Genomic DNA, 16231 nt, shown 5'->3' with positions numbered 1-16231 from the left:
TATCGACACATTTGACGTTTGGCTTGAATGTAGCGTTCCCACACCAAAGCGGGGGATGCGAGCCGCCGGCTCGAGCTCGAGCCGGCGTGGCGAACCGCGTGGTTACTTCTGGTATCCGTGCGGCGTGACGATATTGAAGGCCGGGTCGAACGTGTCGAGCATGGCGAACAGGCCCGCCACGGCCTGCGGGTTGCCATCGATGCGGATCGCGCCCGACTGCATGGCCTGCGGCAGGGTGAGCTGCTTCAGGCTGATCTTGTCGAGCGTGGCCTTGGTCAGCGTGACCGTGGCGGTCGGCTGCGCGTGCTGGGCATCGGCCACGTAGGTCAGCGCGCTGTTGCGCAGCGTCATCGCGTAGCGCTGGTTCAGGTCCGTGAACTGCCAGTTCAGCGTCATGGCCTTGCCGGCGGCCTTGTCCGCGTTCAGGCGCACGGCCAGATAGTCGAAGAAGTTCGGCACCGTCAGCGCGCGCACGAGATCGGCCGAGCCGAGCGAGCTGCCCTGCAGCTTGGGCACGCCATCGCGAAGTTCCTGAGCGCCGGTCAGGTAGATGTTGCGCCACGTGGCGTTCTCGCTCTGGTAGCCAAGCTGTTCCAGCGCATCGGCCTGCAGCGCGCGCGCCGCAGCGTTCGATGGATCGGCGAAGACCAGGTCATTGCCGATCTGCGCCACCCAGCGGTAGTCGCCATGTGCATAGGCCTCGCGGGCCTTGGCCAGCACGGCATCGGCGCCGCCCATCCATTCGATGGTCTTCCTGGCCGTTTGCTCGGGCGGCAGCGGGTTCAGGTGGGCCGGGTTGCCATCGTAGAAGCCCAGGTAGCGCTGGTAGACCGCGCGTACGTTATGGCTGACCGATCCGTAGTAGTCCCGTGCATACCACTTGCTGGCCAGCGGCTCGGGCAGCGTCTTGAGCGTGTCTGCGATCTCGAGCGGGGTCAGGCCCTGGTTCAGCAGCCGCAGGGTCTGGTCGTTCAGGTAGGCGTACATGTCGCGCTGGTCGGACAGCATCTCGACGATGCGTGCGTGGCCCCAGGTGGGCCAGTGATGCTGGCCGATCAGCACATCGGTCCGATCGCCGTAGCGCAATAGCGATTGGCTCAGGAAGTAAGACCATGCCTTGGCGTCGCGCACCTGCGCGCCGCGCAGCGTCAGCAGGTTGTGCTGGGTGCGCACCGCGTTTTCGGCGATGCAAAGCGTGCGGAACTGCGGCAGATAGATGTTCATCTCCGCCGGCGCCTCGGTGCCTGGGGTGAGCTGGAATTCGAAGTCGATGCCGTCGATCCGGCGCGTCTCGATCGGCTTGGTGATCGACGACGTGGGCGCCAGCAGCGTGATGGTGCCGCGCGCAGTGGCTTTGCCCAGGCCGGTATCGACCTGGCCCGTGGCGTTCTTCGGCAGGTTGGTGCCGTACATGTACTGCGCCCGTCGGCCCATCGCGCCGCCTGCCAGCACATTTTCGCTGACGGCTTCGTCCATGAAGCCATTCGGCGCCAGGATCTCGACCTTGCCGGATTTCACGTCGTCCTCGCTGACGATGCCACGTACCCCGCCGAAATGATCGGCGTGGCTGTGCGTATAGATCACGGCCAGCACGGGTTTGCGCGGACGGTGCGCGTAATAAAGGTCGAGCGCGGCCCGGGCGGTTTCCGCCGTGAGCAAGGTATCGATGATGATCAGGCCGGTGTCGCCTTCGACGATGTTCATGTTTGCCAGGTCGGCGCCGCGCACCTGATAGACGCGGTCAGCCACCTTGAACAGGCCAGCTTCGTTATTCAGTTGCGCCAGTCGCCAGAGGCTCGGGTTAACGGTGGGCGGGGCGTCCGCCGCCGATTCGAAGGCATACGCGCCGAAGTCCCACGCTGTCTTGCCGTCGGCGCTCTTGATCGTCGGCTCGGGGAAGCGCGCCACGAGCCCGCGCTTGGCATCTTCGAAGTCGGCACGGTCGGCGAACGGCAGCTTGCGCAGCCATGCGGCGTTCGATTGCTCGGTCAGCGGAGTAGCGGGATTCGGGCCGGCGAGTGCGACGGACATCGTCAGCGCGGCGGAAGCAAGGGCGGTCAAGCGGGCAATGCGCATGGGTAGGCTCTACAGGGCTGAGTCGGGAAAAGAGTCATTGGATGCGGTGCGGACCTATAATTCAAGTGCAAATTTCGTATCGCAGCAATGCAATCTACGCATATATGAATCTCAAACGGCTTGAACATCTGGTCGCGGTGGCGGAGGAGGGCTCCCTGGCAGCGGCGGCGCGGCGGGTCCATCTGAGTCAGCCGGCGTTGACGCGAAGCATCCAGACACTGGAAGAGGAAGCCGGCGCGGTGCTGTTCGATCGCGGCACACGCGGCGTGACGCTGACCGCTGTCGGGCGCATGGTCACCGAGCGCGCCCGGCGCATCCTGTTCGAGACGCACTGCCTGACCCGCGACCTGACGCTGGTGCGGCAGCACGAGATCGGCAGCGTCCAGATCGGACTCGGCGCCTTTCCGGCAGCGATGCTGCTGCCGGAGGTGCTTTGCCTGCTGCACCGGGAGTGGCCCGGGCTGCAGATTGCGACCGAGGTCAGTGATCCTCGCGCGCTGCTTGACGCGTTGCGCGCCGAGCGGTTGGATTTCGTCGTGATCGAGCAGAGCACAGTGCCGACCCTGGCCGAGCTGGAAGTGCAGCGGCTGCCGGAGGAGTCGGCTGGCCTGTTCGTGCGGCAGGGGCATCCGCTGGCGGGGCGGCCCGTGTTGCTGCCGGCGCTAAGGGAGGCAGCGCTGGTATCGGTGGTGTTCCCGCCCGAAACGCACGAGCGGCTGCGCAAGGTGTTGCGCTGCAAGCCGGGGGAGGCACTGCCGTTCCAGGTCGAAAGCAACGATTTCCGGGCCCTGACCTATCTCGCCAAACATACCGATGCGGTGTTGCTGGCGCCAGCGCGTGCGGTCCGCGATGAGACGGCGGTGGGGAGTCTGGTGCCGCTCGACGTTCCGGGTCTGCCCGCCATGACGATGCAGTTCGCGGTCGTGCGGCTTGCGCAGCGGACGCTCTCGCCGGCCGCCGGGCGGGCCGTGGCGGCGATCGAGGCGGTGGCCTGAAGAAACAAAAAGGCGCCCCGTGTTGGGGCGCCTGGATCGCAGGGGCGGTGCGAAGCCGGGATCAGTCCTCGACGGCCGTGCCCACGATGTTGTAGCCGCCGTCGACATACGTGATCTCGCCGGTCACGCCGCTGGCCAGATCCGACAGCAGGAAGGCCGCGACGTTGCCGACTTCTTCGATCGTCACGTTGCGACGGATCGGTGCCACGTCTTCGAAATGCTTGAGCAGGCGGCTGAAGTCCTTGATGCCCGAGGCGGCCAGGGTCTTGATCGGACCGGCCGAAATGCCGTTGGCACGCATCCCGCGCGGGCCGACCGCCGACGCCAGGTAGCGCACGCTGGCTTCGAGCGAAGCCTTGGCCAGGCCCATCGTGTTGTAGTTCGGTACCACACGCTCGGCGCCCAGGTAGGTCAGCGTCAGCAGCGATGCCTTGTCATTGAGCAGCGGCATCGCGGCCTTGGCCAGTGCCGGGAAGCTGTAGGCCGAGATATCGTGTGCGATCCGGAAGCCTTCACGCGACAGCCCGTCCAGGAAGTTGCCGGCGATGGCTTCGCGCGGCGCGAAGCCGATCGAGTGCACCAGACCGTCGAATTTTTCCCAGCGCTGCCCCAGTGCGGCAAACGTGGCGTCGATCTGTTCGTCGCTGCCAACGTCGCACTCATAGATCATGTCGGAGCCGAATTCCTTGGCGAAGTCCGTGATGCGGTCCTTGAATCGTTCGCCGACATAAGTGAACGCCAGTTCCGCGCCTTCACGCTTGCACGCTGCTGCAATGCCGTAGGCGATCGAACGGTTCGAAAGCAAACCGGTAATCAGGATCCGCTTACCTGCCAGAAATCCCATAGATTCTCCAAATATGTGTGGGGCGGGCGTATTTTATGCGATGGCCCATGGCCGATGCACAATAAGCAAACTTTCCCGCTTTTGTTGCACCGCGTAGAGGGAATGTCCGGATGGCTGTTGGCCACCCGAACGCATGTAAAATTGTCGCACAACTTCGCCCGGCCACAAGCCGCCGGGCTGTCCTGGGCATTGTGGAGGTCTGCAACCGGATGCTGATTCGTGCACGTTGGCCGCTTCGGGCGGCAGGGCAGTGCTTCTGTCGACGCGCGGTAGTGCAAGGGTGGGCGGCGCTGTCGATCGTGCTGGCTTCGGGTTTTCCCTTATCTGCTTTCGCAGCCCACGGCTTTGCGCTCCACGGCGACCTCAAGTATCCGCCGGACTTCAAGCATTTCGACTACGTCAATGCCGATGCCCCGCAGGGGGGCACGCTGACCCTGGCCAACCCGGACCGCCGCACCAGTTTCGACAAGTTCAACCCGTTCACTCTGAAGGGCACGTCCGCGCCGGGGCTCAACGCCCTGATGTTCGAGTCGCTGCTGATCAGCAGCGCCGACGAGACCGCCAGCTCCTATGGCCTGCTGGCCGACGATGTCACGGTGGCGCCGGACGAGTTGTCGGTGACGTTCCAAATTCGCCGCGAGGCACGCTTTGTCAACGGCGACCCCGTGCTGGCGTCGGACGTCAAGTATTCGTACGACATGCTGATGAGCAAGTTCGCGAGCCCGGGCTATCGCAGCATGTGCACCGATGTGAAAGCCGTGGTGGTGACCGGCGAACGCACGGTGCGATTTGACTTCAAGCAACGCAATCCCGAACTGCCGCTGATTGTCGGCTCGCTCCCGGTGTTCTCGAAGAAGTGGACCGAGAAGGTATCGTTCGACAAGCTGACCTTCGAGGAGCCGATCACCAGCGGACCGTACAAGATCGAACGCTACGACGCCGGGCGTGGCATCGTGTTCGCGCGCGACCCGAAATACTGGGGCAAGGATCTGGCGGTACGCCGCGGCACGTTCAATTTCGGCCGGGTGGTCTACCGTCTCTACAAGGACGAAACGGCCAAACTCGAGGCATTCAAGGCCGGCGAGTTCGATGCGATCGTCGAATATCGGTCAAAAAACTGGGCCAAGAGCTACGTCGGCACGCGTTTCAAGGAAGGGGAGCTGATCAAGACCGAGTTCCCGCACCGCAATGGCGCCGGGATGCAGGGCTTCGTGATGAACATGCGCAAGCCGATGTTCCAGGATGTGCGGGTGCGCCAGGCGCTGATCCTCGCGCTAGATTTCGAGTGGCTGAACCGGCAACTGTTCTACGGGGCCTACAAGCGGCTTGACAGCTGGTTCTCGAACAGCGAACTGGCCGCCAGCACCACCTTCGATGGCAAGCCGGGGCCGGGTGAACTGGCGTTGCTGGAGCCGCTGCGCGCCGAGTTGCCGGCCGAAGTGTTCGGCGCGGATGTCGTGCAGCCCACGACGAACCCGCCGCGCTCCCTGCGCGACAACCTGCGCGATGCGCGCCGGTTGCTGGCGCAGGCGGGGTGGACCTATTCAGATGGTGCGCTGCGCAATGCCAAGGGCGAGCCGATGGTGTTCGAATTCCTGGATGACGGCGGCGCCATGAGTCGGGTTATCACGGCGTACATCCGTAACCTGGAGAAGCTCGGCATCGAGGTGAACCAGCGCACCACGGACTTCGCGCTGTACCAGAAGCGGCTCGAGGATTTCGATTTCGACATGGTGTCGATCCGTTTCCCGGATTCCCAGAGCCCCGGCAACGAACTGCGCGACCGCTTCACGGCTGAAGCGGCGGGCACGCCCGGTTCCGACAACCTGTTCGGCCTGAAATCGCCGGCGGTCGACAAGCTTGTTGACACGTTGCTGCACGCCCGATCGCGCGATGAACTGATTACCGCCGGCCGAGCGCTCGACCGTGTGCTGATGCATGGCTACTACATCGTGCCAAACTGGTACAGTGCGTTCCATCGTGTGGCATATCGCAAGGAGATGGCGTACCCGACGCGTCTGCCGTACTTCTACACGGCGGAAGGCTGGATCCTCTCCAACTGGTGGCGCAATGACCTGGTGCCAAAGACCCAGTAATCCCGAACCCGGACGGCCATGCTTGCCTATCTGTTGAAGCGCATTCTGCTGATGATTCCGACGTTGATCGGCGTCATTACGCTTACGTTCGTCGTGATCCAGTTCGTGCCCGGTGGCCCAGTCGAGCAGATGATGCTTGAGATGAAAGGGCGGGGCGGTGCTGCCGAGGCCAGCGGCGGCGGTGCCGAGTATCGCGGCCGTCGCGGCGTGGACCCGGACAAGATCAAGGAGATCCAGGCGCTGTACGGCTTCGACAAGCCGCCGATCGAGCGCTATTTCCTGATGCTCAAGCGCTTTGCAAAGTTCGACCTCGGCCAGAGCTACTTCCAGCACCGCAGCGTCTGGGAACTGGTGAAGTCGAAGATGCCTGTGTCGATCAGCCTGGGGCTCTGGACATTCTTCCTGACCTATCTGATATCGGTGCCGCTGGGCATCTCCAAGGCAATCCGGGCCGGCAGCCGCTTCGACGTGATCAGCAGCATGATCGTGCTGGTGGGGTATGCGATCCCCGGCTTCGTGCTCGGCGTGCTGCTGCTGGTGCTGTTTGGCGGCGGCACGTTCGTGCAGTGGTTCCCGCTGCGCGGCCTGACCTCCGATGACTGGGACCAGTTGTCGCTCATGGGCAAGGTGATGGATTACCTCTGGCACCTGGTGCTGCCGATCACGGCATCGGTCGTGGGCAGCTTCGCCGTGGTCACCATGCTGACCAAGAATGCGTTCCTGGAGGAAATCCGCAAGCAGTACGTGCTGACCGCGCGGGCCAAGGGCCTGTCCGAGCACCGCGTGCTCTGGAAGCATGTGTTCCGTAACGCGCTGATTCCGCTCGTGACGGGGTTCCCGGCGGCGTTTATCGGCGCGTTCTTCACCGGCTCGCTGCTGATCGAAACACTGTTTTCGCTCGACGGGCTGGGTCTGCTGTCCTATGAGGCGGTGCTGCGTCGTGACTACCCCGTGGTGCTCGGCACGCTGTACCTGTTCACGCTGATCGGTCTGGTGACGCGCCTGATTTCGGACATTTGCTACGTGATGGTCGATCCTCGTATTCACTTCGAGGGGATGCATCGATGAATCCCTTCAAACGCGCCCCAATCCAGAACGGGCTGCCGCACTCGCTGTCTCCGCGTCAGCGCGCCTGGCAACGGTTCCGTCGCAACCGGCTTGGCTACTGGAGCCTGATCCTGTTCGTGGCGCTGTTCGTGCTGAGCCTGTGCGCCGAGGTGCTGTCGAGCGACCGGCCGCTGTTGGTCCGCTACAAGGGCGAGTACTACCTGCCGATCGCCAAGGTCTACCCGGAAACCACGTTCGACGGCGATTTCCCAACGCGCACCGACTATCTTGATCCGTTCATCCTCGAGCGAATTACGACGCATGGCAATTTCGCGATTTTTCCGCTGAACCGCTATTCGTACGATTCGATCAACTACTTCGCCAAGGAGCCGAATCCGGCGCCGCCCTCGGCGGAAAACTGGCTTGGCACCGATGACCGTGGCCGCGATGTGCTGGCTCGCTTGCTATATGGATTCCGCGTATCCGTGCTGTTCGGGCTGGCACTGACCGTCATCGGCGTGCTGGTCGGCACGCTGACGGGCGCGCTGATGGGGTTCTTCGGCGGCCGGTTCGACCTCATGTCGCAACGCGCGATCGAGATATGGGGCTCGATGCCCGAGCTGTACCTGCTGATCATCTTTGCCTCGATCTTCGAGCCGAGTCTGGCGCTGCTGATCATCCTGCTGTCGCTGTTTGGCTGGATGGGGCTGTCCGACTACGTGCGCGCCGAGTTCTACCGCAATCGCTCGCTCGACTACGTCAAGTCGGCCCGCGCGCTGGGTTTGTCGAATGTGCAGATCATGTGGCGGCATATCCTGCCGAACAGCCTGACGCCGGTGATCACGTTCCTGCCGTTCCGGATGAGCGCGGCGATTCTGGCGCTCACGAGTCTGGATTTCCTCGGTCTTGGCGTGCCGCCGACCACGCCTAGCCTGGGCGAGCTGCTGGCGCAGGGCAAGGCAAATCTCGATGCGTGGTGGATTTCCCTGTCGACCTTCGCGGTGCTGGTGCTGACACTGCTGCTGCTGACGTTCATGGGAGACGCGCTGCGCGATGCGTTCGACACGCGCATGGGCCTGGCCCAGATGCGCGGCCGCGTGGCGCCGAAGGTGCCGGCACGTGGCGGGGCAGCGGAGGCCGTCCGATGAGCACGGCCATGACCTTTACCGAACCGGCGGCAGTGCCAGCGCCGGGTACCAAGCTAATGTGCGTGGACCGCCTGTCGGTCACCTTCGGGGAGGGCGAGCACGCCACGCGCGCGGTGCGCGAAGTGAGTTTCGACCTTCGGGCCGGCGAGCGCTACGCGCTGGTCGGCGAATCGGGCTCGGGCAAGACCGTGACCGCGCTGGCGATGCTTCGACTGGTCGAGGATGCGCACTATCAGGGCTCGATCCGTTTCGAGGGCGAAGATCTGCTACAGGTGTCCGATCGCGAGATGCGCCGCATTCGCGGATCGGAGATCGCCATGATCTTCCAGGAGCCCATGACGGCGCTTAATCCGCTCTACACGATTGGTAACCAGATCGTGGAGACGCTGGCGCTGCACGAAGGGCTGGACCGCCGGGCTGCCCGCGATCGCGCGATTGCGCTGCTCGAGCGCACCGGCATCACCGACGCGCCCAACCGTTTCAATAGCTTCCCGCACCAGTTGTCGGGTGGCCAGCGTCAGCGCGCGATGATCGCCATGGCGCTCGCGTGCCGCCCCAAGCTGTTGCTGGCCGACGAGCCGACCACCGCGCTGGACGTGACCATCCGGGCCCAGATCCTGGATCTGTTGCGCGACCTGCAGGCCGAGTTCGGCATGGCGGTGATGCTGATCACGCACGATCTGAACATGGTCAGGGCGTTCGCCCAGCGCGTGGGCGTGATGGAAAAGGGCGTCCTGGTCGAGACGGGCGAGACCGCCGAGGTCTTCTCCAATCCGCACCATCCCTACACACGCAAGCTGATCGACAGTCGGCCCCGGCGCGAGGTGTTGCCGCTGGTGCCGCTGGCCCCGGTGTTGCTGGAGACCGATGCGCTGTGCGTCAACTACATGAAGAAGCGTCCTGGCATGGCGGGCTGGTTCCTCAAGGAAGCATTCCCGGCTGTGAAGGAGGTGAACCTGCAGTTGCGCGAAGGGGAAACGGTCGGGATCGTAGGTGAGTCGGGCTCAGGCAAGACGACGCTGGCTCACGCCGTGCTCGCGCTCCAGCGCAAGAGTAGCGGCTCGATCCAGTTCCTGGGCCGGAGCTTCGATACCTGCACGGGCAAGGAGCGCAGCGCGTTACGCTCACGGATGCAGGTGGTATTCCAGGACCCGTTCGGGTCGCTGTCTCCCCGGATGACGATCGAGCAGATCGTGGAGGAGGGGCTCGCGCTGCACCAGCCGGGCCTGTCGCGCGAGGCAACGCGTGAGCGCGTGATCGAGGCACTGCGCGAAGTGGGGCTCGACCGCACCGCGCTGGGGCGCTACCCGCACGAGTTCTCGGGTGGCCAGCGGCAACGTATCGCCATTGCCCGTGTGCTGATCCTGAAACCGCAGGTGCTGGTGCTGGATGAGCCGACTTCTGCACTTGACGTGTCGATTCAGCAGCAGGTGCTGGCTCTGCTGTCACAGCTCCAGCACAAGTACAACCTCAGCTATCTCTTTATCAGTCACGACTTGGCGGTGATTCGCGCCATGGCGCACCGGGTCGTGGTGATGAAGAACGGCGAGGTTGTGGAGTCGGGCGAGACCGAAACGGTGCTCGGCGCACCGCAACATTCGTATACACGCAAGCTGATGGCGGCGGCCCAGCTAGGTTCGGCTTGATTTGATGTGCGTCGCATCATGCATTGACACGCCGGCGTAACATGCGCTGTTTATGCGAAAACCAAGAAACTGGATGCGTTTTTTGCGCTAGTTCGTTGATTTGCAGGCGATTTGAGGGAAATTTGTAACCATCTTTGACATGTCAAGGGCGGCTACTTTAAGATCGCCCGATAAGTTTTTTGGGGGTGGTTCGTCCGCCGCGTGAGGTCTTGGGGAAGACCAGCAGTGCACGCGGTTGGTGCGAGACGGGAGCTTTTCTACTGGCGTACTTCTTGCGTCCGATCCGCCCTGATGTTTTCACGCTGTCCGGTGTTGTCTTACTCACCGGTCAGATTTGTCCGATCATCAGGAGAACCAATGCAGCGAACGGTACTTCATTCCCTGGCGCGCGCCGCCGTTGGAATTGCCATTGTCTGCGGTGCGACTGTGTCGAATGGAGTGCTGGCGGATACGGTGTTCAAGGATACCGACGCCCGGATCGATGCCCGTGCGGATGTCACGGACGCGCATCCGGAAGGCAAGCGTGGCTTGCTGTCGTCGATGATGAACTCCACCAGCAATGTCGCCACGAAAGCTGGCGACCTGGTCATGAACGCGCTGGGTCTGATCGGTGTTCGTTATCGCTTCGGCGGTAACAGCCCCGAGTCGGGTCTGGACTGCAGCGGCTTCGTCCGCTACGTGTTCAACGACACCTTCGGCTTCATGTTGCCCCGTCGCTCCGTCGAAATGAGCCAGGTTGGCGCCACGGTTGCGGCGAACGATCTGCGGCCCGGCGATCTGGTGTTCTTCAACACCATGCGCCACACGTTCTCGCACGTCGGCATCTATATTGGCGACAACAAGTTCGTGCACGCGCCGTCCACCGGCAGCAAGATCCGTGTCGATGACATGCGTGCCGCCTACTGGGTGACGCGCTACAACGGTGCCCGCCGTATCGACGATTCGGCGCGTGGCTCGGTCGAGAACACCAGCAACATGATCGAGACGCTCAAGCGTTACGATCCGAATGCCCAGGGCCGCTCGCTTTACGGTGGCTAAGTACGGTGCCTAGGATTTGCGGCTGCTGAAGCGGCAAATCCCGAAGGCAAAACAAAAAAGGACTGCTCAGGCAGTCCTTTTTTGTTGTGTGTTGTTTGGGGGAGAGCGATGTTCGGGCGCGGCGTGTCGCTGCTTATTGTGTCGCGACGGTTCCGCCCGTCGCCGGACGATTGCGCGCGGCGGCCAGCTTTTCACGCAATGCCGCTAGTACCGCAGATGTGGCCTGCTCGCCAGCCAGGATCGCCCGATTGCGCGACGTAAAATCGCTGCCGCCCATATCCGGCAGGTCGGGCCGGATCACAACGTCGGCGCGCGCCAGCGCCATCTTGTTGATCGACTGCCCCATGATGGCCGTCGTCTGCAGCAGGACACCACTCTGCCCGCCATTTTTCTGACTCGCCGGATCGGCAGAGATATTCACCGCGATCACGAAATCGGCGCCCATCTCGCGGGCGGCATCCACTGGTACCGGCTCCACCAGGCCACCATCGACGTAGTCGTGGCCGCCGATCGCCACCGGCTGGAATACGCCCGGGACGCTGCTCGATGCGCGTACGGCCTGGCCGGTATTGCCACGCCGGAACAGAATCCGCTCGCCGGTCTTGAGATCCGTGGCAACGATGCCGAGCGGCAGCTTCATCGACTCGATCGGACGATTCTTGACCAGGCGGTTGACGTAGTTCTGCAGCGCCTCGCCCTTGAGCCAGCCGCCGAAGCGTGTGCCGAAGGGCAGGGCCCAGTCGGCGATGGTCGCTTCGTCCATCGTTAGCGCGAGCTTGTTCAACGTAAAGCCATCCATGCCCGACGCGTAGAGTGCCGCTACCACTGAGCCCGCGCTGGTGCCCGTGACGATATCCGGGCGAATTCCCTGGGCTTCGAGCGCCTTGATCACGCCAATGTGCGCGAAGCCACGCGCCGCTCCGCCGCCGAGCGCCAGACCGATGCGGATTGGCCGGGGCGGGTTGGTCGCCACGGGTGGTACGGTGGCGGTGGTGCCGGGGTTTGTCGCGTCCGGCTTGGGGCCGAAGGAGCAGGCTGCCAGCAGCATCGCTGCCGAAGCGCCCAGGAAGTTTCGTCGTTGCATCGAGGGAAGGAGATCTTGCTGGATGTGATGCTGGAGGCCCCGTGGGGCCTCGCATCGCGTATGGCCGAATGTCAGACTGGCGGCAGCATAAATGATTCCAGGGCGGAGATCGTGTCGGGCAGCGCGTATAATGCAGCATTCCCTGACATCCGGCCTGCGCGCATCCGTGCGCGGGCCTTTTTGTTTCCCCGAACCATGACACAACGCGTCCGCACCCGCTTCGCACCGAGTCCGACCGGCTTCATTCACCTCGGCAATATTCGCTCCGCGTTTTATCCGTGGGCGTTTGCCCGCCGCATGAAGGGCGACTTCATCCTGCGTATCGAGGATACCGACGTCGAGCGTTCGACCGATGTCGCCGTCGACGTCATCCTGGAAAGCATGGCCTGGCTCGATCTGGACATCGACGAAGGCCCCTTCTATCAGATGCAGCGGATGGACCGGTATCGCGAGGTGGTACAGCAGATGCTCGACAACGAGCTGGCTTACCACTGCTATATGAGTACCGAGGAGCTTGACGCCTTGCGCGAAGCGCAGCGTGCTGCTGGCGAAAAGCCGCGGTACAACGGTTTCTGGCGTCCGGAGCCGGGCAAGGTGCTGCCCGAGCCGCCGGCTGGCGTGCAGCCCGTGGTGCGCTTCAAAAACCCGATCGGCGGTAGCGTGGTGTGGGACGACGCCGTGAAGGGCCGCATCGAGATCTCGAATGATGAACTCGACGATCTCGTCATTGCCCGCCCCGATGGCACGCCGACCTACAACTTCTGCGTGGTGGTGGATGACCTCGACATGAAGATCACCCACGTGATCCGGGGCGATGACCACGTCAATAACACGCCGCGGCAGATCAACATCATCCGCGCCCTGGGTGGCGAGGTGCCGGTCTACGCCCACCTGCCCACCGTGCTCAACGAGCAGGGTGAGAAGATGAGTAAGCGTCATGGCGCGTTGCCCGTCACGGGATATCGGGATGAGGGCTATCTGCCGGAGGCCGTCCTGAACTATCTGGCGCGACTGGGCTGGGCGCATGGCGATGCCGAGATCTTCTCGCGCGAACAGTTCGTCGAATGGTTCGATCTGGAGCACTTGGGCAAGTCCCCGGCGCAATACAACCCGGAAAAGCTGGCGTGGCTCAACAGCCATTACATCAAGGTTGGTGACAACACGCGCCTGGCAGACCTGACGCGTCCGTTCATCGAGGCGCTCGGCGGCAAGGTCGAAGGCGCGAACCTGGTGGACGTGATCGCGCTGGTCAAGGATCGCGCGAACACGCTGAAGGAAGTGGCGCAGACCGCGATGCTGTTTTATCGCGGCGAGCCGCAGGCCGATGCGGCGCTGAAGGCCGAACACCTGACGGACGAGATTCGCCCCGCACTGCAGGCGCTGGCCACGCAACTCGCGGCGCTGCCGGAGTGGAAGCGCGAAGCGATCAGTGCCGCGTTCAAGGCAGTGCTGGCGGAGTTCGGTCTGAAGATGCCGAAGCTGGCGATGCCGGTGCGCCTGCTGGTGGCGGGACAGTTGCAGACGCCGAGCATCGACGCGGTGCTTGAACTGTTCGGTCGCGACACGGTGCTGCGCCGTTTGGCTGCAGCGTAAAAAACTGCTGAAAAAGTCTCGGCTGGGGCTTGCGCTCTGGTCGAGACTTCAGCATAATCTCGTTCTCCCTGCTGCACGACGCGAGTCAAGCAGAGCGGTTGAAAAACCGAACGGGGCTTGCAAAACGGTGAGAATGCTTTATAATCGCCGCTTCGCCAGAAACGCAGTAAATCTGGTGAGCAAGATTGCAGTAAATGGCAGTAACTATGGGGCTATAGCTCAGCTGGGAGAGCGCTTGCATGGCATGCAAGAGGTCAGCGGTTCGATCCCGCTTAGCTCCACCAAGTTTCTGTCCCCTTCGTCTAGAGGCCTAGGACATCACCCTTTCACGGTGAGTACAGGGGTTCGAATCCCCTAGGGGACGCCAGATGTTGGACGTAATCAAACGTCCAGTTGGCTGTCCGGAGCGAAGCTTCGGATAGCAACCGACAAAGGAGCGGTAGTTCAGTCGGTTAGAATACCGGCCTGTCACGCCGGGGGTCGCGGGTTCGAGTCCCGTCCGCTCCGCCAGACTGAGCCCGCTTGGGTGAAACCAAGCGGGTTTTTATTTGGGTGAGAGGTGATTATCTGATAATCACCTTTTGATTTACCCGAGGCAAATTTTCAGCCTCAAAAAATCAAAGATGATCGTGCTGCAGTAATGGGCTGCGATTATAATTTGGGGCTATAGCTCAGCTGGGAGAGCGCTTGCATGGCATGCAAGAGGTCAGCGGTTCGATCCCGCTTAGCTCCACCAGAATTTCCGAGGCACGGATGCAGTAAAAAAGTGCCTCAGATTGCGAAATCTCTGCTAGAATGGCGGACTTCGCAGCAGTAGACGGAAACATTGCTTGCAAATAGTTTCTGTCCCCTTCGTCTAGAGGCCTAGGACATCACCCTTTCACGGTGAGTACAGGGGTTCGAATCCCCTAGGGGACGCCAGATGTTGGACGTAATCAAACGTCCAGTTGGCTGTTCGGAGCGAAGCTTCGGATAGCAACCGAAAAAGGAGCGGTAGTTCAGTTGGTTAGAATACCGGCCTGTCACGCCGGGGGTCGCGGGTTCGAGTCCCGTCCGCTCCGCCAAATTAGAAATGCCCGCGCAAGCGGGCATTTTTTTCGTCTGTACGGAACGGAGCGAGCCATCTGCGCGGCTCCTGGCCGGACTCGCAGAGATTCGCTTGCAAGCGAATCCGCAGCCTGTGGGATGTAGCCGAGTCCCGTCCGCTTCGCCAAATTAGAAATACCCGCGTACGCGGGCATTTTTTCTGTGCGCCATTGATTCAGGTTATCCAACGCGACTCACGCGCATGAAGTATCGAACCAGCAGCGTTCCGGCAATTGCCAGGCTGATGCTGTTGGCCAACCAGAAGCCCGATGCGCCGCGCGTGAAGGCGGGCAACGCATCGATCAGGCCGAAACCCATCACATAGCCGCCACCGAGCCCCACGCCCCAGAGTGAGCCGGCGTAGATCAGCGTCGGGATCAGCGCGATCTTGTACGCGCGCAGGATGAATGCGCTCATGACCTGTACAGCATCAAAGGCTTGATAGAACGCGACAAACAGCATTAGCGGCAATGCTTTGGCAATCACGGCCGGGTCGCTGACATAGGCATGCAGCAGCGGCTCGCGTAGCAGCCAGAGCAGCGTGCCGGTCAGTAGCGCGAGTCCGGCGCCCAAGCGAATGCCACGCCAGCCGATACGCCGTGCGGCAGCCATATCGCGTGCGCCTATGGACTGCGCGACGAGCGTCGAGGTCGCGATGGATAGCGAGAGCGGCATCATGTACGCCACGGCGCTGAGGTTGGCGATGATCTGATGCCCCGCAAGGGTATCGGTGCCCATGCGTGTGATGAAGATCGACATTAGGGTGAATGACGTGATCTCGATCAGGTAGGTGAGTCCCATCGGCAGCCCCAGGCGCAGAAGAGGCTGAATCCGGTCCCAGCGTGGCCACTCCCAACGCGTGAAGATCTCCAGGGACCGGTAGGCCGTACCGCGCAGCAGGATCGCAAGTCCGGACAGAAACCATATCCAGCTGATCAGCGTGGATGCCAGCGCGCAGCCGGGCCCGCCCATCGGGGCGAGGCCATAACCGCCTTCGATGAACCAGGCATTGAGTGGAATCTTGAGTGCCAGGCCAGCAATCTGCAGCACCGTCACCATGACGGGGCGAGATAGCGCATTGTTCAGCGCCATGTAGATGCGAAAACCCAGCGCTGCGGGTAGGCCGTATGCACCGATATGCAGATAGTGCGATGCTTTTTCGACCAACTCGGGTGGTGCTTTGGCGAATTCCAGCAACGGTGCGGGAAACAGCAGCAACAGCATGCCGGGGATAGCCAGCGCCACACCGAGCCATGCTGCCTGCCGTACCTCGGCGCCGATCTCCGCGGATCGGTTGGCGCCGTACAACTGTCCCGCGACAGGCGCGAGCGCTTGCAGCACGCCCATCAGGCTGACGTAGACCGTGACATAGATCGATCCGCCCAAGCCAACAGCGGCAAGGTCGGTGGCCGAGGCGCGGCCGGACATGATGGTGTCGATGACACCGAAGGCGATGACCGCCAGTTGTCCAACCAGCACGGGGGCGGCCAGATGGGTAATGCGACGAATATCCTGCAGCGCGCTGCTCATCGTTCTTCTAGGGTAGGGGCCGGCTGCGTGCCAGCGGGTGGCAACGCC

11 protein-coding genes and 6 tRNA genes are annotated in these 16231 nt (G+C 62.6%); 13 read left to right on the top strand and 4 right to left on the bottom strand.

Annotated features, from left to right (window positions below; translation table 11 throughout):
* Window positions 1-102: 102 nt before the first annotated feature.
* Window positions 103-2076, bottom strand: coding sequence for an alkyl/aryl-sulfatase (locus tag WD006_RS07340; protein WP_011516855.1), 1974 nt, complete (start codon window positions 2074-2076; stop codon window positions 103-105).
* A gap of 104 nt (window positions 2077-2180) precedes the next feature.
* Between WD006_RS07340 and WD006_RS07335 the strand changes: the two genes are divergently transcribed.
* On the top strand, window positions 2181-3071 hold the full coding sequence (locus WD006_RS07335; RefSeq protein ID WP_017513954.1) for a LysR family transcriptional regulator: 891 nt from the start codon (window positions 2181-2183) through the stop codon (window positions 3069-3071).
* A 61-nt stretch (window positions 3072-3132) separates the two neighbouring features.
* Here the strand turns inward: WD006_RS07335 and fabI are convergent, their stop codons facing one another.
* The gene (gene fabI / locus WD006_RS07330; RefSeq protein ID WP_008641690.1) at window positions 3133-3915 is read right to left on the bottom strand and encodes an enoyl-ACP reductase FabI; all 783 of its coding nucleotides are present in this window, start codon (window positions 3913-3915) and stop codon (window positions 3133-3135) included.
* A gap of 209 nt (window positions 3916-4124) precedes the next feature.
* On the opposite strand from fabI, the gene WD006_RS07325 reads away from it, so the two are divergent.
* The 5 genes from WD006_RS07325 to WD006_RS07305 all read left to right on the top strand — a co-directional run bounded on the left by WD006_RS07325 (window position 4125) and on the right by WD006_RS07305 (window position 10890).
* Entirely contained in the window at window positions 4125-6011 is a 1887-nt protein-coding gene (locus WD006_RS07325) for an extracellular solute-binding protein (protein ID WP_029307540.1), read from the top strand.
* An 18-nt stretch (window positions 6012-6029) separates the two neighbouring features.
* Window positions 6030-7079 (top strand): microcin C ABC transporter permease YejB, encoded by a 1050-nt coding sequence (locus WD006_RS07320; protein WP_011516852.1) that lies wholly within the window; start codon window positions 6030-6032, stop codon window positions 7077-7079.
* The gene (locus tag WD006_RS07315) at window positions 7076-8206 is read left to right on the top strand and encodes an ABC transporter permease (protein WP_011516851.1); all 1131 of its coding nucleotides are present in this window, start codon (window positions 7076-7078) and stop codon (window positions 8204-8206) included. The genes WD006_RS07320 and WD006_RS07315 overlap by 4 nt, the downstream gene beginning before the upstream one ends.
* Window positions 8203-9852 carry an ABC transporter ATP-binding protein gene (locus tag WD006_RS07310; protein ID WP_011516850.1) on the top strand — a complete coding sequence of 550 codons (1650 nt, stop codon included), beginning with the start codon at window positions 8203-8205 and terminating at the stop codon, window positions 9850-9852. Before WD006_RS07315 ends, WD006_RS07310 begins: the two co-directional genes overlap by 4 nt.
* 357 nt (window positions 9853-10209) lie before the next feature.
* On the top strand, window positions 10210-10890 hold the full coding sequence (locus tag WD006_RS07305; RefSeq protein WP_008641698.1) for a C40 family peptidase: 681 nt from the start codon (window positions 10210-10212) through the stop codon (window positions 10888-10890).
* Between the two features lie 133 nt (window positions 10891-11023).
* Here WD006_RS07305 and WD006_RS07300 read toward each other — a convergent pair whose 3' ends face one another.
* Window positions 11024-11974 carry a patatin-like phospholipase family protein gene (locus WD006_RS07300; RefSeq protein ID WP_029307542.1) on the bottom strand — a complete coding sequence of 317 codons (951 nt, stop codon included), beginning with the start codon at window positions 11972-11974 and terminating at the stop codon, window positions 11024-11026.
* A 195-nt stretch (window positions 11975-12169) separates the two neighbouring features.
* Here WD006_RS07300 and gltX point away from each other — a divergent pair, with 195 nt between their 5' ends.
* The 7 genes from gltX (at window position 12170) to WD006_RS07265 (ending at window position 14631) form a co-directional block, all read left to right on the top strand.
* The gene (gene gltX, locus WD006_RS07295) at window positions 12170-13567 is read left to right on the top strand and encodes a glutamate--tRNA ligase (protein ID WP_029307543.1); all 1398 of its coding nucleotides are present in this window, start codon (window positions 12170-12172) and stop codon (window positions 13565-13567) included.
* Window positions 13568-13775: 208 nt separating this feature from the next.
* Window positions 13776-13851: transfer RNA gene (locus WD006_RS07290), tRNA-Ala, on the top strand.
* Between the two features lie 7 nt (window positions 13852-13858).
* Window positions 13859-13934, top strand: a tRNA-Glu gene (locus tag WD006_RS07285).
* Between the two features lie 66 nt (window positions 13935-14000).
* Window positions 14001-14077: transfer RNA gene (locus WD006_RS07280), tRNA-Asp, on the top strand.
* A gap of 150 nt (window positions 14078-14227) precedes the next feature.
* Window positions 14228-14303: transfer RNA gene (locus tag WD006_RS07275), tRNA-Ala, on the top strand.
* Window positions 14304-14412: 109 nt separating this feature from the next.
* Window positions 14413-14488: transfer RNA gene (locus WD006_RS07270), tRNA-Glu, on the top strand.
* A gap of 66 nt (window positions 14489-14554) precedes the next feature.
* A tRNA-Asp gene (locus WD006_RS07265) sits at window positions 14555-14631 on the top strand.
* A 202-nt stretch (window positions 14632-14833) separates the two neighbouring features.
* Here the strand turns inward: WD006_RS07265 and WD006_RS07260 are convergent.
* On the bottom strand, window positions 14834-16183 hold the full coding sequence (locus WD006_RS07260; protein ID WP_029307544.1) for an MATE family efflux transporter: 1350 nt from the start codon (window positions 16181-16183) through the stop codon (window positions 14834-14836).
* Between the last annotated feature and the right edge of the window lie 48 nt (window positions 16184-16231).

This window comes from Cupriavidus sp. Met-2 (assembly GCF_049843575.1).
Classification (GTDB): Bacteria; Pseudomonadota; Gammaproteobacteria; order Burkholderiales; family Burkholderiaceae; genus Cupriavidus; species Cupriavidus metallidurans.
The sequence above is the reverse complement of the archived record's forward strand: the minus strand, read 5'-3'. Positions and strand labels throughout refer to the sequence as shown.

Coding starts and splice junctions, on each gene's coding strand:
- WD006_RS07320 (WP_011516852.1), top strand. CDS start 6,030: ATGCTTGCCTATCTGTTGAAGCGCATTCTGCTGATGATTCCGACGTTG.
- WD006_RS07305 (WP_008641698.1), top strand. CDS start 10,210: ATGCAGCGAACGGTACTTCATTCCCTGGCGCGCGCCGCCGTTGGAATT.
- fabI (WP_008641690.1), bottom strand. CDS start 3,915: ATGGGATTTCTGGCAGGTAAGCGGATCCTGATTACCGGTTTGCTTTCG.
- WD006_RS07260 (WP_029307544.1), bottom strand. CDS start 16,183: ATGAGCAGCGCGCTGCAGGATATTCGTCGCATTACCCATCTGGCCGCC.
- WD006_RS07325 (WP_029307540.1), top strand. CDS start 4,125: ATGCTGATTCGTGCACGTTGGCCGCTTCGGGCGGCAGGGCAGTGCTTC.
- WD006_RS07335 (WP_017513954.1), top strand. CDS start 2,181: ATGAATCTCAAACGGCTTGAACATCTGGTCGCGGTGGCGGAGGAGGGC.
- gltX (WP_029307543.1), top strand. CDS start 12,170: ATGACACAACGCGTCCGCACCCGCTTCGCACCGAGTCCGACCGGCTTC.
- WD006_RS07340 (WP_011516855.1), bottom strand. CDS start 2,076: ATGCGCATTGCCCGCTTGACCGCCCTTGCTTCCGCCGCGCTGACGATG.
- WD006_RS07315 (WP_011516851.1), top strand. CDS start 7,076: ATGAATCCCTTCAAACGCGCCCCAATCCAGAACGGGCTGCCGCACTCG.
- WD006_RS07310 (WP_011516850.1), top strand. CDS start 8,203: ATGAGCACGGCCATGACCTTTACCGAACCGGCGGCAGTGCCAGCGCCG.
- WD006_RS07300 (WP_029307542.1), bottom strand. CDS start 11,974: ATGCAACGACGAAACTTCCTGGGCGCTTCGGCAGCGATGCTGCTGGCA.